The sequence below is a fragment of the Streptomyces sp. NPDC088147 genome (assembly GCF_044741565.1).
Taxonomy (GTDB): Bacteria; Actinomycetota; Actinomycetes; order Streptomycetales; family Streptomycetaceae; genus Streptomyces.
The window spans coordinates 597,068-620,583 of the sequence record NZ_JBIUSY010000005.1 but is presented as its reverse complement, the minus strand read 5'-3'; the positions used below and the strand labels follow the sequence as shown (position 1 = coordinate 620,583).

25 protein-coding genes are annotated in these 23,516 nt (G+C 71.9%); 19 read left to right on the top strand and 6 right to left on the bottom strand.

From position 1 onward, the window contains the following. The first annotated feature begins 5 nt into the window (after nt 1-5). From ACIOGX_RS20765 to ACIOGX_RS20745, 5 genes are all read left to right on the top strand, one after another. Nucleotides 6-1,433 (top strand): hypothetical protein, encoded by a 1,428-nt coding sequence (locus tag ACIOGX_RS20765; protein WP_401915012.1) that lies wholly within the window; start codon nt 6-8, stop codon nt 1,431-1,433. Nucleotides 1,434-1,646: 213 nt separating this feature from the next. After that, nucleotides 1,647-2,396 (top strand): DUF2993 domain-containing protein, encoded by a 750-nt coding sequence (locus ACIOGX_RS20760; RefSeq protein WP_383962182.1) that lies wholly within the window; start codon nt 1,647-1,649, stop codon nt 2,394-2,396. 534 nt (nt 2,397-2,930) lie between these two features. Beyond that, on the top strand, nt 2,931-3,770 hold the full coding sequence (locus ACIOGX_RS20755; protein ID WP_356514804.1) for a sulfurtransferase: 840 nt from the start codon (nt 2,931-2,933) through the stop codon (nt 3,768-3,770). A gap of 29 nt (nt 3,771-3,799) precedes the next feature. Beyond that, the gene (locus tag ACIOGX_RS20750) at nt 3,800-4,087 is read left to right on the top strand and encodes a DUF1416 domain-containing protein (protein ID WP_030353448.1); all 288 of its coding nucleotides are present in this window, start codon (nt 3,800-3,802) and stop codon (nt 4,085-4,087) included. A 41-nt stretch (nt 4,088-4,128) separates the two neighbouring features. Continuing rightward, entirely contained in the window at nt 4,129-4,620 is a 492-nt protein-coding gene (locus ACIOGX_RS20745; protein ID WP_401915009.1) for a DUF3099 domain-containing protein, read from the top strand. A gap of 76 nt (nt 4,621-4,696) precedes the next feature. Here the strand turns inward: ACIOGX_RS20745 and ACIOGX_RS20740 are convergent, their stop codons facing one another. Beyond that, nucleotides 4,697-5,065, bottom strand: coding sequence for a DsrE family protein (locus ACIOGX_RS20740; protein WP_356514808.1), 369 nt, complete (start codon nt 5,063-5,065; stop codon nt 4,697-4,699). 330 nt (nt 5,066-5,395) lie between these two features. On the opposite strand from ACIOGX_RS20740, the gene ACIOGX_RS20735 reads away from it, so the two are divergent. Genes ACIOGX_RS20735 through ACIOGX_RS20725 form a run of 3 tightly spaced genes read left to right on the top strand, consistent with a single transcriptional unit; the run spans nt 5,396 to nt 7,418 of the window. Continuing rightward, nucleotides 5,396-5,968, top strand: coding sequence for an FABP family protein (locus tag ACIOGX_RS20735; RefSeq protein WP_129767975.1), 573 nt, complete (start codon nt 5,396-5,398; stop codon nt 5,966-5,968). Between the two features lie 36 nt (nt 5,969-6,004). Continuing rightward, entirely contained in the window at nt 6,005-6,442 is a 438-nt protein-coding gene (locus ACIOGX_RS20730; protein ID WP_129767976.1) for a Fur family transcriptional regulator, read from the top strand. Between the two features lie 10 nt (nt 6,443-6,452). Beyond that, nucleotides 6,453-7,418 carry a folate-binding protein gene (locus ACIOGX_RS20725; protein WP_356514810.1) on the top strand — a complete coding sequence of 322 codons (966 nt, stop codon included), beginning with the start codon at nt 6,453-6,455 and terminating at the stop codon, nt 7,416-7,418. A gap of 175 nt (nt 7,419-7,593) precedes the next feature. Here ACIOGX_RS20725 and dtd read toward each other — a convergent pair whose 3' ends face one another. Next, nucleotides 7,594-8,031, bottom strand: a complete 438-nt coding sequence (gene dtd / locus ACIOGX_RS20720; protein ID WP_356514812.1) for a D-aminoacyl-tRNA deacylase — start codon at nt 8,029-8,031, stop codon at nt 7,594-7,596. A 167-nt stretch (nt 8,032-8,198) separates the two neighbouring features. Here dtd and ACIOGX_RS20715 point away from each other — a divergent pair, with 167 nt between their 5' ends. The 3 genes from ACIOGX_RS20715 to ACIOGX_RS20705 all read left to right on the top strand — a co-directional run bounded on the left by ACIOGX_RS20715 (nt 8,199) and on the right by ACIOGX_RS20705 (nt 11,403). Continuing rightward, the gene (locus ACIOGX_RS20715) at nt 8,199-8,876 is read left to right on the top strand and encodes an ABC transporter substrate-binding protein (protein ID WP_356514814.1); all 678 of its coding nucleotides are present in this window, start codon (nt 8,199-8,201) and stop codon (nt 8,874-8,876) included. 181 nt (nt 8,877-9,057) lie between these two features. Next, nucleotides 9,058-10,032: an asparaginase gene (locus ACIOGX_RS20710; RefSeq protein WP_383962193.1), complete on the top strand. Its 975-nt coding sequence runs from the start codon at nt 9,058-9,060 to the stop codon at nt 10,030-10,032. Nucleotides 10,033-10,161: 129 nt separating this feature from the next. After that, nucleotides 10,162-11,403 carry a GNAT family N-acetyltransferase gene (locus tag ACIOGX_RS20705; protein WP_356514817.1) on the top strand — a complete coding sequence of 414 codons (1,242 nt, stop codon included), beginning with the start codon at nt 10,162-10,164 and terminating at the stop codon, nt 11,401-11,403. Nucleotides 11,404-11,435: 32 nt separating this feature from the next. On the opposite strand, the gene ACIOGX_RS20700 is transcribed toward ACIOGX_RS20705, so the two are convergent. Then, nucleotides 11,436-11,627 carry a hypothetical protein gene (locus ACIOGX_RS20700; RefSeq protein ID WP_129767982.1) on the bottom strand — a complete coding sequence of 64 codons (192 nt, stop codon included), beginning with the start codon at nt 11,625-11,627 and terminating at the stop codon, nt 11,436-11,438. A gap of 213 nt (nt 11,628-11,840) precedes the next feature. Here ACIOGX_RS20700 and ACIOGX_RS20695 point away from each other — a divergent pair, with 213 nt between their 5' ends. The 3 genes from ACIOGX_RS20695 (at nt 11,841) to ACIOGX_RS20685 (ending at nt 15,190) form a co-directional block, all read left to right on the top strand. After that, the gene (locus tag ACIOGX_RS20695; RefSeq protein WP_401915003.1) at nt 11,841-12,767 is read left to right on the top strand and encodes a GntR family transcriptional regulator; all 927 of its coding nucleotides are present in this window, start codon (nt 11,841-11,843) and stop codon (nt 12,765-12,767) included. 107 nt (nt 12,768-12,874) lie between these two features. Then, nucleotides 12,875-13,753 (top strand): HAD family hydrolase, encoded by an 879-nt coding sequence (locus ACIOGX_RS20690; protein WP_401915002.1) that lies wholly within the window; start codon nt 12,875-12,877, stop codon nt 13,751-13,753. A gap of 186 nt (nt 13,754-13,939) precedes the next feature. Beyond that, on the top strand, nt 13,940-15,190 hold the full coding sequence (locus ACIOGX_RS20685) for a phosphotransferase family protein (protein WP_401915001.1): 1,251 nt from the start codon (nt 13,940-13,942) through the stop codon (nt 15,188-15,190). Here ACIOGX_RS20685 and ACIOGX_RS20680 read toward each other — a convergent pair. Then, the gene (locus ACIOGX_RS20680; protein ID WP_356514826.1) at nt 15,171-15,938 is read right to left on the bottom strand and encodes an ABC transporter permease; all 768 of its coding nucleotides are present in this window, start codon (nt 15,936-15,938) and stop codon (nt 15,171-15,173) included. The two genes, ACIOGX_RS20685 and ACIOGX_RS20680, sit on opposite strands and share 20 nt — an antisense overlap. After that, nucleotides 15,931-16,905, bottom strand: a complete 975-nt coding sequence (locus ACIOGX_RS20675; protein WP_401914999.1) for an ATP-binding cassette domain-containing protein — start codon at nt 16,903-16,905, stop codon at nt 15,931-15,933. The genes ACIOGX_RS20680 and ACIOGX_RS20675 overlap by 8 nt, the downstream gene beginning before the upstream one ends. 148 nt (nt 16,906-17,053) lie before the next feature. Here ACIOGX_RS20675 and ACIOGX_RS20670 point away from each other — a divergent pair, with 148 nt between their 5' ends. Continuing rightward, nucleotides 17,054-17,851 (top strand): TetR/AcrR family transcriptional regulator, encoded by a 798-nt coding sequence (locus tag ACIOGX_RS20670; RefSeq protein WP_401914996.1) that lies wholly within the window; start codon nt 17,054-17,056, stop codon nt 17,849-17,851. Nucleotides 17,852-18,000: 149 nt separating this feature from the next. Here the strand turns inward: ACIOGX_RS20670 and ACIOGX_RS20665 are convergent, their stop codons facing one another. After that, nucleotides 18,001-18,627 (bottom strand): TetR/AcrR family transcriptional regulator, encoded by a 627-nt coding sequence (locus tag ACIOGX_RS20665; protein WP_401914993.1) that lies wholly within the window; start codon nt 18,625-18,627, stop codon nt 18,001-18,003. A 156-nt stretch (nt 18,628-18,783) separates the two neighbouring features. Here ACIOGX_RS20665 and ACIOGX_RS20660 point away from each other — a divergent pair, with 156 nt between their 5' ends. The 4 genes from ACIOGX_RS20660 to ACIOGX_RS20645 all read left to right on the top strand — a co-directional run bounded on the left by ACIOGX_RS20660 (nt 18,784) and on the right by ACIOGX_RS20645 (nt 23,347). Beyond that, on the top strand, nt 18,784-20,235 hold the full coding sequence (locus tag ACIOGX_RS20660; RefSeq protein ID WP_401914990.1) for an amidase: 1,452 nt from the start codon (nt 18,784-18,786) through the stop codon (nt 20,233-20,235). Between the two features lie 50 nt (nt 20,236-20,285). Next, on the top strand, nt 20,286-20,375 hold the full coding sequence (locus ACIOGX_RS20655) for a hypothetical protein (RefSeq protein WP_356514835.1): 90 nt from the start codon (nt 20,286-20,288) through the stop codon (nt 20,373-20,375). Between the two features lie 124 nt (nt 20,376-20,499). After that, the gene (locus ACIOGX_RS20650; RefSeq protein WP_401914988.1) at nt 20,500-21,117 is read left to right on the top strand and encodes a TetR family transcriptional regulator; all 618 of its coding nucleotides are present in this window, start codon (nt 20,500-20,502) and stop codon (nt 21,115-21,117) included. Between the two features lie 79 nt (nt 21,118-21,196). After that, nucleotides 21,197-23,347 carry a HelD family protein gene (locus ACIOGX_RS20645; protein ID WP_401914985.1) on the top strand — a complete coding sequence of 717 codons (2,151 nt, stop codon included), beginning with the start codon at nt 21,197-21,199 and terminating at the stop codon, nt 23,345-23,347. The last annotated feature ends 169 nt before the right edge of the window (nt 23,348-23,516 follow it).

The following is a 23,516-nucleotide window of genomic DNA, read 5'->3' as shown; positions in this document are numbered from 1 at the left end:
AGCACATGAGCGACGACGATCAGCAGTATCGGTACGGCCAGGGTGGGTACGGGGACCGGGGCCAGGGGCAGAGCCAGGGCCAGAGCCAGGGTCAGGGGCCGTACGGCGACCAGATCCGGGACCAGGTCCAGTACGACCAGTACGGCCGCCCGCAGCAGCCGTCCTACGATGGGAACGGGGCGTACCAGGACCCGAACGCCTCGCAGGGCTGGGCCGAGCCCCAGTACCGGCCGCAGGTCCACGAGGAGCCTCCCACGCAGACGTGGCAGGGCCAGACCTGGGACACCCAGTACCAGCCGCACGTCCAGCCGCAGGGCCAGCAGCCGCCCGCCCAGCAGTACGTTCAGCAGCCGCCCGTCCAGCCACCGGGCCAGTACCACCCCTCGCAGCAGGGCCAGGCCCCCGGGTACCAGCACCAGCACCAGCCTCAGCAGGCCGCTGCCGCCGCCGACACGGCGTATCTGCCGCCGCAGGGCGCCTATCCGCTGCCTCCGGAGATGCCGTCGGAGCCGTCGTCGGGGGTTCCGTCGGGGGTGCCGTCGCCCGCCTCGGCGCCGTACGCGCCCCAGGCTCCGGGCCCGGCCGCCTTCGCCGCTCCCGGGGCCACGCCTCCAGGGGCCACGCCTCCCGGTTCCGCCGACGGCTACAGCGCGCCGACCACCATGGGCAACGCCCGCATCACCGACGCCCAGCGCGCCCGTGCCGAGGGCCGTTCGCCGATCATCCCGCCGGGCATCCAGCCCGCCGGGCTGACCGCACTGCTCGGCCTGCTGCTGGCCGGCGGCGCGGCGATCGGGCCGTACGCGCTGCTCGTCCCGCTCGTCCTGCTCCAGGCCGTCACGGCGGCCGGCTGGTTCCGGCTGAACGGGATGTGGCCGGCCAGGCAGGGCATCGCGCTGGCCTTCCTCGGCGGGCTCACCGCCGATGTCGTGCTGCTCGTGGCGGGCAGGGAGAACGCCCCCGCCGCGATCATCGGCACGCTCGGTGTGTGGGTGCTGCTGGTCGTCGTCCTGCAACTGCGCAGCCGCGCGAGCGCCGACGAGCGGATGACGGGCCTGATGGCCACCGTCGCCTCGGCCGCGCTCGCCATCCTCGCCACCGGCCAGCTCGCGGCCGCGCCGGACGCGGTGGCCGTCGGCGGGGTCGCGGTCGCCGCGGCCACCGTGGCCCGCGCCCTTCCGCTGCCGGGGTTCGTCTCCGTCGTGGTGGCCCTGCTGGCCGGCGCGGGCGCCGGGATCGTGGCGGGCGGGATGACGGACCTGGGCAGCCAGGGCGCGCTGCTGGGGCTCGGCGCGGGGGTCTGCGCGCTGGTCGGGCTGCGCGCGGCGAGCTACGACTACCCGTCCCGTTTCGTGCACATGACCGCCGGAGTGGCGCTGCCGCTCACGGCCGCCGCCCCCGCCGTCTACCTGCTGGGCCGCATGCTGGCCTGAGCCGGGCCCGCCCCTGGGCCCTGGCCGCTCAGGGGCCTGACCGCCCGGGTCTGACGGGGCCCGAGTGGCGCGTGACGCACGGCCGGGCGGGGCACGGCGGGGAACTGTACGGCCACGCCGGACGTCGATCAGTCCGACAAGCGGCCCATCCGACTGGCGTTACGCTCACGGTCGTCAGGGGGCATAACCGATCAAGGTGGGGGTCACGGAACCATGCGCGCACTGCGAATACTGCTGATATTCGTCGTGATCTTCGGCGGGCTGTTCGTCGCCGCGGACCGGGCGGCGGTGTACTTCGCCGAGAGCGAGGTCGCCGACCGTGTCAGATCGAGCGCGGGACTGAGCTCCCAGCCCGAGGTCTCCATCAAGGGCTTCCCCTTCCTGACCCAGGTCCTCAACACCTCGCTCGACGAGGTCGAGATCAGCCTCGACGGTGTCAACGCCACGGCCGACGGCCACGCGGTCCGGGTGACCCGGGTCAAGGCGGAGCTGAAGGACGTCACGATCGACAGCAGTTTCTCGTCGGCCGTGGCGGGGCAGGCCACCGGCTCGGCGCGCATCTCGTACGCGGACCTCGCCAAGTCGGCGCCGAAGGGCGCGACCGTCGGCTACGCCGGGGCCGAGCGGGCGGCGAAGGGGCAGGTCAAGCTCTCGGGGTCGCTGACGGACGTGCTGGCGGGCGCGGGCATCGAGATCCCGGACACCGTCAAGGCCCTGCTGGGCACCCGGAGCGTCACGGCGTACAGCACGGTGACGCTGGACGGGGGTGACACGGTCCGGCTGAAGGCCGCGTCCCTTCCCGAACTGCCCGTGCCCGGCATGGACGAGCAGGTGCGCGACGTGGTCGATTACGACCTCAAGATCGACGGACTGCCGTCGACCGTGAAGCTCGACCAGGTCACGGCGGCCGAGGACGGTCTGCACTTCTCCGGCGCCGGGACGGACATCTCCCTCACCGGCTGACCGCACGCCGACCGCGCATCGGCCGAGAGCGCGGCGGCCGGGGGCGCGGCGGCCGGGGGCGCGGCGGCCGGGCCCGGTACGGCGCACCGCGAGCGGCGGGTTAGCGCGCTCCGGAGGGCGGGTAACCGGATGGTGAGACGTCGGCGTCCGCTCCTCAGATGACAGCGGGACGCCCACCCCCGGCCGGTCGGCGGACACCGCCCCGACCATAGGATCGTCTCGCTTTCTGGACGATCGAGTCTCAGCATGTGACACGCCGGTGACATGTCCGCCGGGACGTCCCTACGATCGGACGTATGAAGCAACAGGCGGACTTCACGAAGCGGCGGGCAGTCGACCTGTGCCGCGTCGCCGCCATGCTCTGTCGCACCGTCTGAGCGGGACATTCGCGTCCGCTTCCCGCCGGGCCCTTCGAGTCTCTCAGGGCCACCCGCGTGCCGTACGCAGGCTCGGGCTCCGTACCCGGAAGCCGTGGCGGCAGCCGCGCCCCCCACCTCGCAGCACCCGCCGCACACTGCCCCGGAGGAGAACAGCATGAGCCGCAGCGACGTCCTGGTAGACGCCGACTGGGTCGAGGCCCACATCGACGACCCGAAGGTGGTCATCGTCGAGGTCGACGAGGACACCTCGGCCTACGACAAGAACCACATCAAGAACGCTGTCAGGATCGACTGGAAGAAGGACCTCCAGGACCCGGTCCGCCGTGACTTCGTCGACCAGGAGGGCTTCGAGAAGCTCCTGTCGGCCAAGGGCATCGCCAACGACGACACCGTCATCCTCTACGGCGGCAACAACAACTGGTTCGCGTCCTACGCCTACTGGTACTTCAAGCTGTACGGGCACGACTCCGTGAAGCTCCTCGACGGTGGCCGCAAGAAGTGGGAGCTGGACTCCCGCGACCTGGTCGACGCCGTCCCGACGCGCGCCGCCACCACGTACAAGGCCAAGGCCCAGAACACCGCGATCCGCGCCTTCCGTGACGACGCGGTCGCCGCGATCGGCACGCAGAACCTGGTCGACGTGCGCTCGCCCGACGAGTTCAGCGGCAAGCTGCTCGCTCCGGCGCACCTCCCGCAGGAGCAGTCGCAGCGTCCGGGTCACATCCCGACCGCGCGCAACATCCCGTGGTCCAAGAACGCCAACGACGACGGCACCTTCAAGTCGGACGACGAGCTCAAGGAGCTGTACGCCGAGGAGCAGGTCGACCTGACCAAGGACACCGTCGCCTACTGCCGTATCGGCGAGCGCTCCGCGCTCACCTGGTTCGTGCTGCACGAGCTGCTCGGTGTCGAGAACGTCAAGAACTACGACGGCTCGTGGACCGAGTACGGCTCGCTCGTCGGTGTGCCGATCGAGCTCGGCGCCAACAAGTAATCACGCCCCGACCCGGAGGACTGAACAGTATGTGTGGAGCACAGGCCGGCGGCCCCGACGCTTCGACGATCAAGCCCGGCGAGACCACCATCCAGGGTTCCGTGACCCGTGACGGCGAGCCCGTCACCGGTTACGTACGCCTGCTGGACTCGACCGGAGAGTTCACCGCGGAGGTCCCGACATCGGCGACCGGCCAGTTCCGCTTCTACGCTGCCGAGGGCACCTGGACGCTGCGCGCCCTCGTGCCGGGCGCGACGGCCGACCGTACGGTCGTCGCGCAGACCGGGGGCCTCTCCGAGGTCGCGATCGCGGTCTGAGCTCCTCTTTTTTCCGACAGGGAGGGCCCGCGCCCCAGGGGGTGCGGGCCCTCCCTGTCGTATGTGCCGTACGGCGGGCCGATCCAGGCATCCCCGGGCATTCCCGGTCGTACACTGAACATATGTACGCGCGACGCCGTCGTCGGTACTTTCTGCTCATGGGCGGATGCCTGGTCCTCTTCGTCTCCGCCTGGACCTTCGTGCGCGACTGGTCGGTACCGGCCGCCGTCGGGCTCTGCCTCGTCGCGATGCTCATCCCGCCGATGGCCGCGATCGTGGGCAACACCAAGGACAGGACCGACCACTGGTGGGACGATCCGCCGGAGGGCGAGCCGTCCGAGTCCGAGAAGTGGCTGGACGAGCTGGACCACAGAACGCGCCACGGGAAGCACCACGAGCGCTCCGAGGAGCAGCGCGTGGCGGAGCAGGGGCGCGTGGCGGAGCAAGGGCGCGAGATGGAGCGGGGGCAGGGCGGGAGACCGGCCGGGAAGCCGCCACCGGGCGCCCGTGCCCCCGGATCACGCCGTCGGTAGCCCGGCTCCGGATCCCCGGCTCCGGATCCCCGGCTCCGGATCCCCGGCTCCGGATCCCCGGCTCCGGATCACGCCGTCAGTAGACGAGCGCCTGCACGCCGTCCGCCATGATCTCGCTGACGAAGACCTGCGCCCCGGCGATCCGTACCCCGTCGAGCACGTCCTTCTCCGTGATGTCCCGCCGGGCGGCACACTGCGTGCACAGCGTGATCAGCCCCGCCGCCTGGACCGACTCGATGAGTTCGGGCAGCGGCGCCGAGTGCGGCAGCTCGAACTCCGCCGCCCGGCCGGGCAGCGCGAACCAGGCGGACTCTCCCGTCAGCCACAGGGAGACCTCCACCCCACTGGCCACGGCGACCGCCGCCACCGTGAAGGCCTGGGAGCAGCGCTCGGGGGCGTCGGCCCCCGCGGTCACCTTGATCACGAGCTTCTTCGCGGAGTGCATACGCGGAACTGTAATCCGCGCGGGTACGACCACTCGCCCGTCACCCCGGGTGTGCCCGAGACCCCGCGGTACCTCGGAGTACCTCGCCGAGAGGGCCCGGCCCCCACCCATTAGGCTGGGGCCCGGCCCTTACCGCCCATTCGCTCATCCGAGGAGCACTCCGTGCTTGAGGCTTTCTTCACTTCCCTGCTGGTCCTCGTCTGCGTCGGGGTGCTCGCCTTCACCGTTCTGGCCGTGAAGAAGCTGTACCAGGGTCAGCGCTGACGCCTCGCGCCGGTCGCCGCACATCGCTCACCCCGTACTCACCCCTACAGATCGCCTGAGCCGCTCATGATCGAGATCCCGTCCGACCTGCACCCGGACCTTGTTCCCCTCGCCTTCCTCCTCGGCAACTGGGAGGGCGTCGGCGTCTTCGACTTCCCCGGTGACGAGAAGGCCAACTTCGGCCAGGAGGTCACCTTCAGCCACGACGGCCGGGACTTCGTCGAGTACGTCTCGCACACCTGGGCGCTCGACGACGAGGGTAAGAAGATCAGGCCGATCGAGTCCGAGGCCGGCTACTGGCGGATCGACAAGGACCGCAAGGTCGAGGTCGTGATGGTCAGGGACCAGGGTGTGGTGGAGGTCTGGTACGGCGAGCTGGCCGACCAGAAGCCGCAGATCGACCTGGTGACCGACGCGGTGGCCCGTACGGCGGCCTCCGGGCCCTACAGCGGTGGCAAGCGGCTGTACGGCTATGTGAAGGGCGACCTGATGTGGGTGGGCGAGAAGTCCACCCCCGAGGTGCCGCTGCGCCCGTACATGTCGGCGCATCTGAAGAAGGTCGTGTCCCCGGACCAGGTCGAGGCATGGGCCAAGGACCTCGGCGACCTCCCGGACGACGGCATCGCCTTCTTCAAGTAGAGCCGCCTCCGCGCCGCGCCTGCCTACACTGGGGGCGTGGTGAGCACCGACTGGAAGAGTGATCTGCGGCAGCGTGGCTACCGGCTGACCCCTCAACGCCAGCTTGTCCTCGAAGCTGTCGACTCCCTGGAGCACGCGACACCCGACGACATCCTGTGCGAGGTGCGCAGGACCGCGTCCGGGGTGAACATCTCCACCGTCTACCGGACGCTGGAACTGCTGGAGGAGCTGGGCCTCGTCTCGCACGCCCATCTCGGGCACGGCGCCCCCACGTACCACCTCGCCGACCGGCACCACCACATCCACCTGGTCTGCCGCGACTGCACGCATGTCATCGAGGCGGATGTCGAGGTGGCCGCGGAGTTCACCGCCAAGCTGCGCGAGGACTTCGGGTTCACGACGGACATGAAGCACTTCGCGATCTTCGGCCGGTGCCGGAACTGCGCCGCCCGGACCGCGAACGGCGAGTCGTAGGCTGAACGGTATGAAGAGCCCTCTGCTGTCCCTGCCCGGAGCCGTCGCCGCCGAAGGACAGGACGAAGGTGTCGCCGCCCACTACGGTGACCTGTTCCGCGAGCAACGAGCCCTCGCCGACGGCACCGGGCTGGTGGACCTCTCGCACCGCGGAGTCGTCACCGTCACCGGGGACGACCGGCTGAGCTGGCTGCATCTGCTGCTCACCCAGCACGTCAGCGAGCTGCCCGTGGGCCGGGCCACCGAGGCGCTGATCCTCTCCCCGAACGGTCATATCGAGCACGCGCTGTATCTCGTGGACGACGGCGAGACGGTCTGGGCGCATGTCGAGCCCGGCACGCGGGAGGCGCTGATCGCCTACCTGGAGTCGATGAAGTTCTTCTACCGGGTCGAGGTCGCGGACCGTACGGACGACATCGCGGTCGTCCATCTGCCGGCGGGCTCCATCGCCGAGGCGCCCGAGGGCGTGGCCGTACGGGAGACCCCGTACGGCCGGGATCTGTTCCTGGCCCGCGCCGACTTGGAGGCGTACGCCGCCGCGCACGGCCCGGTCGCCGGGATCCTCGCGTACGAGGCGCTGCGCGTCGAGGGCCACCGGCCGCGCCTGGGCTTCGAGACCGACCACCGCACCATCCCGCACGAGGTGGGGCTGATCGGCACGGCCGTGCATCTCGACAAGGGCTGCTACCGGGGCCAGGAGACCGTGGCCCGCGTCCAGAACCTGGGGAAGCCGCCGCGCCGGCTGGTCTTCCTGCACCTGGACGGCAGCGAGGTCCATCTGCCGGGTCACGGCACGCCGGTCCGGCTCGCCGCGGACGGCGCCGAGGGGCGCCAGCTGGGCTTCATCACCACCTCGGCCCGCCATCACGAGCTGGGGCCGATCGCGCTGGCCCTGATCAAGCGGAATGTGCCGCTGGACGCGGAGCTGCTGGCCGGGGACACGGCGGCGGCGCAGGAGACGGTGGTCGAGGCGTAGCGGAGCCTTCCGACCGGGCCCGTGGCGGATCCTTCCGCGGGGGCCCGTAGCGGATTCTTCCGCCGGGGCCCGTGGCGGTGTCTCCGCCGGGCCGTGGCGGTGGTCTCTCCGCCGGGCGCGTAGTGATGTCTCCGCCGGGGCTCGTGGCGGTGTCTCTTCGCCGGGCCTCCGCGCGTCACATGTCCAGCAGCACCGTGAACGGGCCGTGGTTCGTGAGCGAGACGCGCATCTCCGCTCCGAACCGGCCCGTTTCCACCGTCGCGCCCAGCGCGCGCAGCTGCGCCACCACCTCGTCCACCAGCGGTTCGGCCACCGGGCCGGGGGCCGCCGCGTTCCAGGTGGGGCGGCGGCCCTTCCGGGCGTCCCCGTAGAGAGTGAACTGCGAGATCACCAGGAGCGGGGCGTTCACCTCTGAACAGGACTTCTCGCCCTCCAGCATCCGTATCGACCAGAGCTTGCGGGCCAGCCGTTCCGCCTGCTCCGCGGTGTCCTCGTGGGTGACTCCCACCAGCACACACAAGCCCTCACCGATGATCTCGCCGACGGTTTCCGGCCCGGACTCCGTCACGGCCACGACGCTCGCGCCGTCGACTCTCTGCACCACTGCACGCATGCGGACCAACCTATCGGGGGCCGAACGGGTGCAGAGTGCCCGCACGCCCGGCCGTGGGAGTGGCACGATGCACGGAGGCGGTGCGTTCTGCGTATCTGTCGAGGGATGGGGGTTCCCAGCGGATCGGGGCAGGGGTCTCTCCAGCGGAGTGAGGGGAAGTACGCGCGATGAGCACATCTGGCGCCGGGCAGCCGCCCGGTCCCGTACCGACGACCCGTACGACCACCGGGACGGGCAGCGGACCGGCCGCCGGTCCGGGCGCGGACCACGGTCCGGGAGCGGCGGGACCGGGAACGGGCCCGGCGGGCGGGGGGCCCCGGCCGCCCGTGCAGCGGACCGGCGGTGAGGGCACGCTGCCCGCGCCCCGGCCGTACGACTTCGGTGTGCTGCGGCTGCCCGAACTGCGCGCGCTGCGCCGTGACTCGCAGCGGGACGAGGCCGATCTGAGCTATCTGCGCCGGCTGCTCCAGGGCCGGATCGACATCCTGCGGGCCGAGCTGGCCCGCCGTACCGCCCCGGAGACGCCCGTGGTCGACCGGCTCTCGGAGATCCTGGCCGACTCTCCTTCGCGGCACCGCTCGTCCGCCCGCCACGTCACGCTCTCCACACCGCGCAGCGAGGAGTACCGCCTGCTGGCCGCCGAGACGCTGGCCGAGGTGGAGCTGTCGGACCTGGCGGCGCGTACCGACGAGGAGTTGCACACGGCGATGGGGCGGCTGGTCCGCAACGAGCAGCAGCTCTCGCGCCGCCGCCATCAGTTGCAGCGGACGGCGGACGATTGCAGTGCGGAGATCGCCCGCAGGTACCGTGAGGGTGAAGCCCAGGTGGACGACCTGCTGACGTAGTGATTCCGTGTGGTTCCGTCTGATTTCGTGTCGATCCTCACCGTCCCGCACCGTCCCGGCCGTCCGCTGATCACTGTTGAGGTGATCACGGTCGATACGTGCGGATCCGTACGGGTCCCCGCGGATGACCGCGGATCACCGCCGGACCGCGCGAGCGGGTACCCCAGCCCCCGGAAGGCCGATGATGTCCTCCAGTTCCCACGCCATATCCCCGGCCGTGCCGCCGGTTCTCGCCGAGGTCGTACGCTCCGGCTTTGTCGAGGGCAGTCACCGGGGAACGCTGGTGCTGCTGGCGGCGGACGGCACCGTCGAGCTGGAGCTCGGTGACCCCGAGGCCCCGGTCTTCCCCCGCTCCAGCAACAAGCCGATGCAGGCCGCGGCCGTGCTGCGGGCCGGGGTGGAACTGTCCGGGGAACGGCTGGCGCTGGCGGCGGCGAGCCACTCGGGCGAGAGGTTCCATCTCGACCTCGTCCGTACGATGCTCGCCGAGCACGGGCTGACGGCCGACGATCTGCGGACGCCGCCGGATCTGCCGGTCGACCGCGTCGAGGCGGAGGCGTATCTCGCCGGTGGCGGGGCGCGGGACCGGATCGTCATGAACTGTTCGGGCAAGCACACGGCGATGCTGGCGGCCTGCGTACGCAACGGCTGGCCGACGGAGAGCTATCTGGACCCGGAGCATCCGTTGCAGAAGCTCGTCCGGGCGGTGATCGAGGAGACGGCGGCCGAGCGGGTCTCCACGATCGGTACGGACGGCTGCGGCGCCCCGCTGATGGCGATCAGCCTCACCGGTCTCGCCCGCGCCTTCCGTCACTTCGTACTCGCCGCCCCGGGGTCCGCCGAGCGGCGGGTGGCGGACGCGATGCGCGCCCACCCCGAGTACGTCGGGGGGACGCGCAGGTCCGACACCTGGCTGATGGCGGAGATACCCGGCACGCTCGCCAAGACGGGCGCGGAGGCGGTCCAGGCGGTGGCGCTGCCGGACGGCCGAGCGCTGGCCTTCAAGATCGACGACGGCGGGGCCAGGGCGCTGGGGCCCGTGCTGGCGCGGGCGCTCCAACTGCTGGGCGTGGAGGCCGAGGTGCTGGGCCGGATCGGACGGGCGCCGCTGCTGGGCGGCGGTGTGGAGGTCGGCGCGGTGCGCGCGGCGTTCTGAGACTTCCGGGGCGGGCCGCGGCGGTCCGGGACGGCCGGGGCCGGCCGCGGCGGTGCGAGATCTCCGGGGCCGGGGAGCCGGCGAAAACCGGGGTGCGGCGGGCCGCCCGGACCGCTTAGCGTGACGGCCATGAGCCTTGACGTCCGTACGGTCACCGAATCCGAGCTTCCCGACTGGCTGCGGGCCGTTGACACCGGGTTCCTCCGGCCGCCGCGCGTCCCGGACGAGTACGTGGCGGACAAGCTCTCCCACTTCGATCTGGCCCGTACGCGCGGGGTCTTCGACGACGGGCGCTGCGTCGCCACCTTCCGGTCCTTCGAGCAGGGTCTCACGGTCGTCGGCGGCGCGGTGGTTCCCGCCGACGCGGTCACCAACGTGACCGTGTCGCCCACCCACCGCAGGCGCGGGCTGCTCGGCCGGATGATGGCCGCCGACCTGGCGGCGGCGAAGGAGCGCGGGGACGTCGTCGCCACGCTGATCGCCGCCGAGTACCCGATCTACGGACGGTACGGGTTCGGCCACGCCACCTCGATCACCGAGTGGGCGATCGAGGTGGCGCGTACGGGACTTGACCCGCGGTGGTCGGGGCCGGGCGACGGCGGCAGGATCGATCTGATCGACCTCGCGGACGTACGGAGAACAGGCCCGGAGCTGCATGAGCGCTTCCGGGTGCGGCAGCCCGGCGCGGTCAGCCGTGACGGCCAGTGGTGGCGCGCCAATACCGGCCAGGCGGCGAGCAGCCTGCCGTGGACGGAGCCCTTCAACGCGGTGTACCGCTCGGCGGCCGGTGAGGTCGAGGGCCTGGTCACCTACGCCAGTGACGAGCACTGGGACGACACCAAGCAGCCGCTGAACACCGTGTCCGTGCGGAAGCTGATCGCGCTGACCCCGGCGGCGGAGAGCGCGCTGTGGCGCTTCGTCTGCTCGATCGACTGGGTCACCACGGTCAGGACGGGCCACCGCGCGGCGGACGATCTGCTGACCCGGTTCCTCCCGGACCCGCGCGCGGCGCGGATCGTGACGCAGGCGGACTTCCTGTGGGTGCGGATACTCGACACCGTACGGGCCCTGGAGGCGCGTACGTACGCCGTGCCGGCCACGCTGACGCTGGAGATCCACGACAAGGACGGTCTGGCGGGCGGGCGCTTCCGGCTGGAGGGGACGCCGGAGGGCGGGGTCTGCACCCCGACCACGGAGTCGCCGGACATCGCGCTGGATGTGCGGGAGCTGGGCGCGCTGTACCTGGGGGACGAGTCCGCGGTGACGCTCGCGGCGCTCGGTCTGCTGACCGAGGAGCGGCCGGGGGCGGCGGCGGTCGCGGAGAAGCTGTTCCGTACGGCGCGGCGCCCCTGGTGCCCGGACATCTTCTGACGCCGGGCCCGGGGTGAGATCCGGGCCCGGACCTACCCCGGGCCCGGATGCATGACCAGCAGGACCAGGACCACCGCGCCGATCCCCGCGCAGGTGCTGTTCCTCGACTTGATCCCGATGCTGAGCAGGACGAGTGCGACGATCCCCATGGGGCCGAAGCGCCACTGGACCAGCTGTTCGAGTCCGAGGCCGAAGGTTGCGATGACGAGTGCGAGCAGAGGCATGGCGGTTGCTCCTTCGAAGGCGGAGAACGCGCGGCGGACTTGGTCCGAGTTGGTCGCCAACTATCAGCCAACTAAGGGAGTTGTCCCTCTGTGGCGCGATCCATAAACAACTTCGGATACAACTTCCCTGACAACTCCCCTTGGATGGCAGGAAGTTGTAACGTGCTGGGGTGACGGGGTGACAAGGTGACCTCAGAGACGGGGAGCGCTGCTGTGAACGGCATCGGGAAACCCACGTCGGAGGAGGTGGCCGAGGCTCTGCGCGCCCGTATCGAGTCGGGCGAGCTGGCCGCGGGGCAGCCCATTCCGACGCAGAAGAGCCTGGTCGAGGCGTTCGGGGTGCAGCGCGGGGTGATCCGCCGTGCCCTGCGCAGCCTTCAGGAGGACGGGCTGCTGACCGAGGTCACCAGGGGCGCTCCGCCGCGTATCGCCGACCGTTCCGCCGAACCGCGCGTGGCGGATGGGGCGGGCGTGGCGGGTGCGGCGGGCACCGCGGGCGTCGGCGCCGATGAGACGCCCCAGGAGACCATGGTGGCGCTGCGGCCCCGGATCACGGAGGCGTTCCGGGCCGACCATGTACGGGTCGACGCCCTCTGTCTGACGGCCGAGTCCCTGAGCGCGGCCCTCGGGGAACAGCGGCTGCGGATCCAGGACCGTTCCGTCGCGCCGAGCAGCGTCACCGTCCGGGTGCTGCTGCCCAACCGGAACATCGAGCTGGCCTTCCCGCGCTCGGTCAGCACCGCCGACACCCACCCCGACGAGGGCGATCTCGTCCATCAGCGCTGGCTCCAGCAGCGCAACTCGCATGGCACGGTGCTGAGCGACCATCTGGTGGGGATGCGCTCGGCGGGCATCGATGTGGACGTGCGGTTCAAGGCGCTGCCCTTCACCCCGGCCGTCAAGCTGTATGTGCTGAACGGCACGGAGGCGCTGCTCGCGTACTACAAGGTCATGGTGCGCGAGGCCGAGATCGGGCGGACGTCCGTGGAGATGTATGACGCGCTGGGGGACAAGTCGCCGCTGTTCTCCTTCGTGTCGGGGGAGACACGGCTGCGACGGGACGAGGCGTTCGTGGCGGAGTCGCAGGCGTGGTTCGACGCCCTCTGGGACACGATCGCCACGGATCTCGCGCTGGGCTGACGCCGGGCGCCGACTGCCCTGCTTCGGTGCTTCGGGGGAGTGGTTGGGGGGAAGATGGGGTCCGGAGGTGCTGTCCGCCCGCCCTCCGCCCCGACGGACGGAGCGACGTGACCGACCCGCTCGACCCGCTCGACGCGAAGGCGCCGCTCGACGCGATGACACCGTTCGACACGAAGGCGCCGCACGACACGATGGCGCCGCTCGACGCGAAGGCGCTCGTCGACTCGATGGCGCCCCTCGACACGATGGCGCCCCTCGGCTCGATCGCTCCGCCGGATGCGGTCAGGTGCGTGCTCTTCGACTTCGACGGACCCGTCTGCGCCCTCTTCCGCAACCATCCGGCCCCCGGGGTGGCCGGCCGGCTGCTCGACTGGCTGCCCGCCGGGGTGCGCCGCCTCGTACGGTCCGAGGACGGCGGCCCCGTGACCGATCCGCAGGTCATCCTGCGGGCGGTGGGGGAGCTCGATCCGGGCGGCGCGCTGGTGTCCGAGCTGGAGGCACGGCTCACCGAGGAAGAGGTCCTGGCGACGGCGTCCGCCGTACCGACCCCGCGCGCGGCGGAGCTGATACGGGCGCTCGGCGACGCGGGCGTCGTCCTGGCGGTGACGACCAACAACTCGCCGCGAGCGGTGCGCCGTTATCTCGAACGGGCCGGTCTCGCCGACTGCTTCGGCCCGCACCTCCACGGCCGTACGCACGACCCGCACGATCCCCGCAGGCTCAAGCCGCACCCCGACTGTCTGGCGCGGGCCCTCGCGTCGACCGGCGCGGCGGCCGGGGAGTCGGTGATGATCGGCGACGCGGTGGCCGACTTCCTCGCGGCCAAGCAGCTCGGTATCCGGTTTCTCGGGTACGCGACACGTGAGAGCAAGGGCGAGGTGCTGTACGAGGTGGGGGCGCGGGTGGTGGTCGATGAACTGCCCGGGAGCACGGCCGAGTTGGCCGCACTGGTCGGCCAACTCAGCCGAGATGGCCGCCCGGCATAGCGCCGCACCCGTCGAATTCCTGTCCGGTACGGTGCGTCAGCTGCCACGACGCGCTGGTCCGAGTTGGTGAAGATGGCATAACTTCCCACCGGCATGCCCCTCGGAGAGGTACGTTCCGCCTCTGGGGCCGCCCGTGGGACAGGCCCCGGCGGCCCGGCGGGCGGAACCGCCGACGGCATCATGATCATGAGCACCGAGGGCATACGCGCGATGACAGCCGATGCGGCACCGGCATCCGAGGTCCGTCTGCGAGCGGGCGAGCTGAGCCGCGACAGCCGGCGGGTCGTCGGCCCGCTCAACGGCTATCACCATGAGACCTATGCCTTTCCGCTGCCCGAGGAGAGCGAGCTGAGCGCGCGGTTCGAGCGCGCCAAACTCCGCGCGCCCAGGCCGGGGCTGCTCTGGTTCGACCGGCGGTGCTTCGCCTCCGAGGATCTGCTGCTCACCGCGCTCCAGGGGCGCATCACCCGTATTCCGGAGATCATCGAGGTCGGCGGGGGCGTCCATCTCCAGGGCTTCATCGAGGGCGTGACGCTGGACGGCGGCGCCCGCTCCCTGCCGGGACGCTGCCTGCCGGGCCGGTATCCGGGGGGCCGTGGGCTGTCCCGCCGCCACCACGGCCAACTGGAGCGTTTCTTCCACGAGTTGGTGTCCATCGACCCGAAGGCACTTGAAGAACGCGAGGTGAAGCGGGTCTGCGCGCCCGCCGACCGCACGGACGACGGGGATTCGGCCGCCTTTCTCGACCGGCTGATCGGATTCACCGAGGAGCAGGTCTACCGGCGCCACGGCGCGCCGTATCAGCGGCTCTTCGAGGAGTTGGGCGTCGGCGCCGAGGCGCTCGTCCGGCTGCGCGAGCGGGCCGTCGAGCTGCGCCGGCGCCCCTTCTCGCTCCTCCACTGCGATCTGCACCGGAAGAATCTGATCGTCGACCGGCGCGGCGATCTGTGGATCATCGACTGGGAACTCGCCATGATCGGCGACCCGCTCTACGACCTCGCCACGCATCTCCATCTGATGCGCTATCCGCGACGGGAGGCGGCCGGGGTCGCGCACCGGTGGCAGCGGGCGGTGGAGCGGGCCAGGGAGGGGAGTTCGTACGGCTGGGAGGACGATCTCCCGCTGCTCCTCGCGTACAAACGCGTCCAGTCCGTCTATACGGACGTGATTCGTACGGCGCTGCTGCTCGGCGAGCGGCGGGGCCGGGCGCGGGGGGCGCTGCCCCGGGCCGCCTGGCGGATCCGGCGCGTGCTGGCGGCGGCGGCCCGGGACACGTCGGGCGCGGATCAGGAGCCGACTGGGGCGGCCGGTGTGACGGATGCGACGGGTGCGGCCGGGGCGGCCGGGGTGCCGTCGTACCGGCAGGTGGTGGCCGCGTACCGGAACTGGTTCCGTACGGCCCGGCCGCCCGAGGCCCTCACGCCGTCCGGATCCTGAACAGCACCTTCGACAGCCCGAGCGCCAGCACCAGGAACCCGGCGCACCACGCCAGCGCCACCCAGGGGGCCGAGCCGACCGGCAGCCCCAGCAGCAGTCCGCGCAGGGACTCGATGACCGGAGTGACCGGCTGGTGGTCGGCGAAGCCGTGGAGCCAGTCCGGCATCGTGTCGATCGGGACGAAGGCGCTGCTCGGATAGGGCAGGAACATCATGAAGAAGGTGAACCCGCCCGCTGCCTCGGGGGACTTGGCGAGCAGACCGATCGCCGCTGAGAGCCAGGAGATGGCCACGATGAAGGCGAACAGGATGCCGGCGGCGGCGAGCGCGGCGGCGGGGGTGGCCGACGGGCGGAAGCCGATCAGGAGGGCGACGCCGAGGACGAGGGCCGTCGAGACCACGTTCCGGGCGACGCTCGCCGTCACATGCCCGGCGAGGATCGAGGCGCCGCCGATGTCGAGGGAGCGGAAGCGGTCGATGATCCCGCCCTTCATGTCCTCGCTGACGCTCACGGCGGTGCTGGACGAGCCGAAGCCGGCGCAGAGGAGCAGGACGCCGGGGACGACGTACGTCACGTACTGCGTACCGGTGTCGATGGCGCCGCCGAAGAAGTACACGAAGATCAGCATGAGCATGATCGGCAGCATCATCGCGGTGATGACGGCGTCGATATTGCGCCTGCTGAGACGGATGCCGCGGCCGGCCATGATGAGGGCGTGCGTACGGGAGGACGCGAGCGCGTCAGACATGGGTGGGCTCCTGCTTCGTGGGGTGGCCGGGCGCCGGGGCCGTGCCCGTCAGCGCGAGGAAGACGTCGTCGAGGGTGGCGCCCCGGAGCGCGAACCGCGCCACCTCCGTACCGTCCGGATCGATCTCGTCCAGCAGGGCGCGCACCCGCGCCGCGGTGCCGTCGGTCGGCAGCCCGAGCGTGAGGCTCTCCGGCGCGTGGTGGACGGCCCGGGACGCGAGGCGGAGATAGGCCTCGCGGCTGGTCAGTACGAGGTCGAGGCGGTGGCCCGCGACCCGGTTCTTCAGCTCCTGCGCCGTCCCCTCGGCGACCACCAGGCCGTGGTCGACCACCGCGATACGGTCCGCCAACTGGTCGGCCTCCTCCAGGTACTGGGTGGTGAGGAAGACGGTGGCGCCCCGCGCGGAGAGATCCCGTACGACCTGCCACAGCTCCTGGCGGCTGCGCGGGTCGAGGCCGGTGGTCGGCTCGTCCAGGAAGACCACCTCGGGGTCGCCGACCAGGCCGGCGGCCAGATCGAGCCGGCGCCGCATGCCGCCGGAGTAGGTGACGGCGAGCCTGCCGCCCGCGTCCGTGAGGCCGAACCGGTCGAGGAGTTCGGCGGCGCGGCGGCGGGCGCCGGCCGGGGAGAGCCCGCTGAGGCGGGCCATCATGCGGAGGTTCTCCTCGCCGGTCTGCTTCTCGTCCACCGCGGCGAACTGCCCGGTCAGGCTGATGGCGGCGCGTACCCGGCGCCGGTCGGCGACGACGTCGTACCCGGCGACCCGGGCGGTGCCGCTGTCGGCGGTGGTGAGGGTGGAGAGGATCCGGACGGCCGTGGTCTTGCCGGCGCCGTTGGGGCCGAGGAGCGCGAAGACCGTGCCGCGTTCGACCCGGAGATCAATGCCGTGCAGGACTCTCACCCGCGCGTTTCCGGTTCCGTACGCCTTTTCGAGGCCGAGGGCCTCGATGGCCGGTTGTGACGTCATGGACATCCCCCTTGATGGTGCGGGCGGCCTGCCGTGGGTCTCTCGCGCACGACAGGTCTATTGCGTATGACATACGCGTTACTGTGTAAGGGTTACGCATTACTAGGATGGACGTCAAGCGGGGAGTGGGCGGAGAAGGGCGGAGACGATGACGGACCGCGGTGACGGCGCTGGTGACGGCGGTGGTGGTGAGGGCGGCGGTGCCGGCGGGACGGGGCTGCCCGCCAGCATCGAGGCCGCCTGGGGGCTGCGCGAGCGCCCGTCCAAGGGGCCCAAGCCCGGCATCGGCCTGACGCGGATCGTCGACGCGGCGGTCGGTATCGCGCGGGCGGAAGGGCTCGGCGCGGTCTCCATGGGGCGGGTCGCCAAGGAACTGGGCGCCTCCACGATGTCGCTGTACCGCTATGTCGCGGCCAAGGACGAGCTGTACGTCCTGATGCAGGAGGCGGCCATCGGCGAGCCCCCTGGCCCGCCGGCCCCCGGCACCGGCTGGCGCGAGGCGCTGTCCCAATGGGCCTGGGCGCAGCGCGAGGCGTACCACCGGAACCTCTGGGCGCTGCGCATCCCGATCTCGGGCCCGCCCGCCACCCCCAACTCGGTGGCGTGGTGGGAGCTGGGCCTCGGCGCCCTGGCCGGCACGAATCTGGACGACGGCACGAAGCTGTCGGTGATCCTGCTGGTCAACGGCTTCGTGCGGAACGAGGCGACGCTGATGTCCGAACTGGACACGGCCATCAAGGCGAGCGGCTTCTCGTCCCGGCAGGTCATGGCCGGGTACGAGCGCACTCTCCGCAGGCTGGCCGATCCGGCCCGCTATCCGGCGGTCGCCGAACTGCTGGCGTCCGGCGGCCTGGGCGGCGAGGACGACCCGGACGCGGACTTCACCTTCGGTCTCGACTGTGTGCTGGACGGGGTCGAGGCGCTGGTGCGGAGGCAGAAGCGGTAGCGCGGGGGAGCGGCAGCGGGCACGGCGGCAGCGGGAGCATGGCGGGAGGGGGCGCACGGCGGCAGCGGGAGCACGGCGGCAGCGGGGGCGGGGGCCATGTGCGGTAGTGGTGCCCGCCCGGCACTGGGGCGGGACCGGTGGCGGGGCGGTCAGCCGGTGGCCGCCGGGGACGCTTCCCGGGGCGAGCGGTGCCGGTCCACGATCCCCTGGACGATCCTCATCAGCCGGTCCCCCGTCTGATCGATGCTTCCGTTCTGCGTGCTGACCTGCGCGCCTTCGAGTACGAAGGTGATCTCGGCCGCCGCCTGCTCGGGGTCGGGCAGCCCCGCCCCGGCGCACATGCCGACCAGTCTGCGGGTCTGGAGGGCCTTGTGCTCCTCGATCACCTGCCGTGCGGGATGGGAGCGGTCGGGCAGCTCGGCGAGGGAATTGATGAACGGGCAGCCCCGGTGCGAGATCGCCGGCAGTCCCTCGGCGATGAAGCGGGCCATCCCCAGGATCTGCTCCCCGGGCCGGCCGGGGTATTCGGCCTCGACCCGGTCGAAGACCGCCTGGTAGTCGGCGGCGACGATCCGCAGCCACTCGGCGACCAGCGCGTCCTTGGTTCCGAAGTGCCGGTAGATCGCCATTTTGGTGGTCTCGGCCTTCTCGGCGATCGCCTGGACGCCCACCCTCCGGATCCCCTCGCTCTGGAAAAGCTCTTCCGCCGCGTCGAGGATGCGCTCGCGAGGCGGCAGTTTCGCCACCCTGCTCGGCCTTCCGGCGGTCGATGCCATGACTGCTCCGTGACGTCCGGTCCGATGTGAGCCCTCCACTTCCGGGCCCTCCACTCCCTGTTACCCACTCCCTGTTACGGTACCAGTCCGTTCCACACGATACCGTTGGGTATCGTCAGGGACTCAACGGTATCGTTCGTTCCGCTGGGAGTGACAGTGAGAATTGCCGAGTACGTGAGCTTCGACGGGGTCGGGCTCGCGGAGCTGGTGGCCAGAGGCGAGGTGACCCCCGCCGAACTGGAGGCGGCGGCACGTGAGGCCGCGCGGGAGGTCGGTCCGCGGATCAACGCGATCGTCGAGACATGGCCGGCCGACGACGAGCCCGTCCCCGGCAGCACGCCGCTGGCCGGGGTCCCTTTCCTGATCAAGGACATCGGAGTCGCCATGGCCGGGAGGCGAATGGAGCTGGGCAGCCGTCTCGCGGCCGGCCACGTCGCCGGCGCCGACTCCTTCCTGATGCGGCGCTTCCGTCGCGCCGGTCTCGTGACGTTCGGACGTACCGCGACACCGGAGATGGCCTTCAGCAACACGACGGAACCGGTGCTGTACGGCGCGACCCGCAACCCGTGGGACCCGGAGCGGAGCGCGGGCGGCTCCAGCGGGGGCGCGGGCGCGGCGGTCGCGGCCGGGGTGGTCCCGATCGCGCACGCCACCGACGCCGCCGGCTCGATCCGCGTCCCCGCCGCCTACAACGGCCTCTTCGGGCTGAAGCCGACCCGTGGCCGGGTCTCCATGGGCCCCTACGCCGACGAGGTCTTCAACGGCCTGGCCGTGCACGGCGGTGTCAGCCGCACCGTCCGTGACAGTGCGGCACTGCTCGACCGGATCCGCGGCCCGGAGCCGGGTGACCCCTACTTCGCCCAGGAGCCGTCCCGGCCGTACGCGGAGGAGGTCACGCGCCCCCCGGGCCCGCTGCGGATCGGTGTCCTCGCCCAGGCGTGGGGCGGACGCCGTACCACCGCACCGGTGGCCGACGCGCTCTCCCGCACGGTACGGCTGCTCGAATCCCTCGGCCATCACGTGGAGGAGGCCGAGGCCGGCCTCGGGGCCGACTGGGAGGAGTTCGTCCTCGCCAGTGCCCGCCAGTGGACGGCGAATCTCGCGGCCTCGGTCGACGAGCTGGCCGCCGCCCTCGGCCGGCCCGTCGACTCCTCGACCCTTGAGCCGCCCGTTCTCGCCAGTTACCACTATGGACAGCGGGTCAGCGGCCCCCGGTTCGTCACCGCTCTCGAGATACGGAACCGGGTCGCCCGAAGCCTGGCACGGCACTTCGACGCCTACGACCTGCTGCTCACCCCGACCGTGCCCGAGCTTCCCGTGCCCTTGGGCACCCATGCCGAGGGCGCGGAGGCGCTGGACGGCCTCGGCTGGCTGCGCCGTCTCTTCGACCTCTCGCCGTTCACCGCGGCGTTCAATGTGGCGGGCACGCCCGCCATGTCCGTACCCGTGACGGCCGACGCCGGTACGGGGCTCCCGGTCGGTATGCAGTTCGCCGCCGGTTACGGGCTCGAAGGCCGTCTCTTCCGTCTCGCCGGACAACTCGAACAGGCGAGCCCGTGGTCGGGCCGAACTCCCCAGGTGTGGGCCGGGAACCACACCGGTCGCTGAGGAACGGGGGCGGGTCCAGGGCGAGATGGTGAGGTGCCGCCGCCGAGGAGGTGGCGGCCGCGGTGCTCTACCTCGCCTCGCCCGCCGCCGGGGCGGTGGTCGGCACCGACCTGGTCATCGACAGTGGGTCATCGGCCTGACGGTCCGAGCGAGTGAGCACGGCCGCCCGAGGACGCCGCCCCTGGTGGGGCGCCGCCCACGTGGGGCCGACCGCACCGGCCGGCACGTCCGGCTCGGTTCAGGCGCTGCGTACGCTTCGTGCTCATGAACGATCAGGACCTCGGTCTGCGCGAGCGCAAGAAACGGCAGCGGTACCGGGAGATCTCCGACGCCGCGATCGGGCTCTTCCTCGCGAAGGGCTTCGACGGGGTGTCGGTGGCGGAGGTCGCCGCCGCGGCCGACATCTCCAAGCCCACCCTCTTCCGGTACTTCCCGGCCAAGGAGGATCTGGCGCTGCACCGCTTCGCCGACCACGAGGACGAGGCGGCCAGGGTGGTCGCCGGCAGGCCCGATGGCGTACACCCGCTCGACGCCCTGCGGCTGCACTTCCTGGCGGGGCTCGGCCGGCGCGACCCCGTGACCGGGCTCAACGACGAGGACGGGGTGCTCGCGTACCACCGGCTGCTGTACGGGACGCCGAGCCTGGTGGCCAGGCTGTACGCGTATCAGCGGCGCTCCGAGGCGGCGCTGGCCGGGGCTCTCGGCGGCGGGATCGTGGGCGCGCTCGGCTCGGGACAGATCATCGCCGTACAGCGCGTCCTCGCGGAGGAGAACTGGCGGCGGATCACGACGGGGGAGAGCGCGGGGGAGGTGTATCCGGACGCGGTCGCGGCGGCGGAGCTGGCCTTCGGGCAGCTGGGCTCCGGGCTCACTGTCCGGTGAGCGGGTGCGTGAGCCGTGTACGCGACTCATTTATGTGACCCGGTAATGTTTTTAACTCGGTTACGTTATTCTCGATGGAATGAACGGCGAACTCACCCGTGAACTCGATCGCGAACGGACCTACCACGAGACCTGCCGCGCCGCGCTGACCGGCATGGTGGACGACGCGCACGAACAGGTCGTCATCGGCGAGAACGCCTTCGCCTCCGGCGCGGACGCCGAGGTCCTCGGCCGCCATCTGCGCAGCCGCGCCAAGGAGTTGCGGCAGGAGCCCGACAGCCCGCTCTTCTTCGGCCGCCTCGACTTCGCGGTGGCGCCGGGCAGTGATCACGGCGGCCAGAGCTACCACATCGGCCGGCGCCGGATCAGCGAACACCCCTCGGCGCCGCCCCTGGTCGTCGACTGGCGCGCACCCGTCTCGCGCGCCTTCTACCGGGCGAGCGCGCGCGATCCGCAGGGCGTCGCCGTACGCCGCAGGTTCGGCTGGGCGCCCTGGAGCAAGGGGGCGGCGGAGGATCTGACCAGCCTGGAGGACGAGCGGCTGGCGGGCGAGGCGGCGACCGGCGGCGAGGGGGCGGCGTACGGGGGATCGGCATACGGGGGATCGGCGTACGAGGGGTTCACCGACGGCCGCCCGGCGGCACCCGTGGCCGCGAGCGCGATCCTCACCGGCGAGATCGAACGCCCCCGCGTCGGTCCGATGCGCGACATCGCGGCCACCATCCAGCCGGAACAGGACGACCTCGTACGCTCCGAACTCACCCGGTCCGTCTGTGTCCAGGGCGCCCCGGGCACCGGCAAGACCGCCGTCGGGCTGCACCGCGCCGCCTATCTCCTCTATACGTATCCGCGCCGGATCCAGCGCGGCGGCCTGCTGATCCTCGGCCCCAACCGCACCTTCCTCTCCTACATCTCCCAAGTGCTGCCCGCCCTCGGGGAGACCGGCATCCGTCAGTCGACGGTCGGTGACGAGATCGCGCGCCATCCGGTGCGTACGGAGGATCCGGAGGCGGCGGCCGTCGTCAAGCACGACGCCCGGATGGCCGAGGTCTGCCGCCGGGCGCTGTACGGGCGGGTGACGGCGCCCGCCGAGCCGCTCACCGTCCCGGACGGTTCGTACCGCTGGCGCCTGGGGCTCGATGACCTCGCGCGGATCGTGGCGGAGGTACGGGCCGAGGCGCCTCCGTACGCCGTCGGCAGGGAGCGCGTCCGCAGCCGCGCCGTACGGGAGATCCAGCTCCGGGCGGAACGGCGGGCGGGCCCGAAGCCGGCGGCCTGGGTACGGCGGGTGGGCGGCTCGCGGGCGGTCACCGCGTTTCTCGACACGGTCTGGCCCAGGGCGCGGCCCGAGGAGGTGCTCGCGGCTCTGCTCGCCGACCCGGAGGCGGCGGCCGTGGGCATCCTCACCCCCGAGGAGCGGCGGGCGATCCGACGGACGAGGCGTTCCGGCCGTCCGCTCTCCGCGCGGGCGGCCGGGGATCTGCCGTGGTCCGCCGCCGATCTGGTGCTGCTCGACGAGCTGGCGTGCCTCATCGAACACCCCGAGGGGTACGGCCATATCGTCGTCGACGAGGCGCAGGACCTGTCCCCGATGGAGTGCCGGGCGATCGCCCGCCGGGCGGAGTTCGGTTCGCTGACGGTGCTGGGCGATCTCGCGCAGGGCACCACCCCCTGGGCCGCCCGTTCCTGGCCCGAACTCCTCGCCCATCTGGGCAGACCGGACGCCACGGTCACCCCGCTGACCACCGGCTACCGGGTTCCGGGCGCCGTCGTGCGGCTCGCCAACCGGCTGCTCGTCACGCTGGACGTCGACGTGCCCCCGGCCCGTTCCCTGCGCGGGCAAGGTGAATTGACGGTACGTCAGGTCGGTGATCTGGCGGGCGGGGTGACCGAGGCGGTACGGAAGGCGCTCACCCGCGAGGGCTCGATCGGCGTCATCGCGGCGGACCCGGAGGCGGAGCGGCTCCGTACCGTACTCACGGCCGCCGGTATCGCCACGGCGACGGCCGGCGAACTCGACGCGTCGGCGGGCCGGGTGACGGTGCTGCCCGCGACCGCGGCGAAGGGGCTGGAGTACGACCATGTCGTACTCGCCGAGCCGGTGGCCATCGAGGAGGCGGAGGCGCGGGGGCGGCACCGGCTGTACGTGGCGCTCACCCGCGCGGTGTCCCGCCTGGACATCGTGCACAGCCGCCCGCTGCCGACGGCGCTCGGTATCGCCCCGGGGTGAGTTGGCATCACGCCGGGGTGAGCAGGCCGACCGAGCGTAGGCGCTCTCCCCACCGGCCGGGAGGAGGAGCGCCGCGCCGTCGCTCGTCGCCGACGCGGCGCGGCGCGGCCCGTGCGGCGCGGCCCGTGCGGCGCGGCCCGTGCGGCGCGGCCCGTGCGGCGCGGCCCGT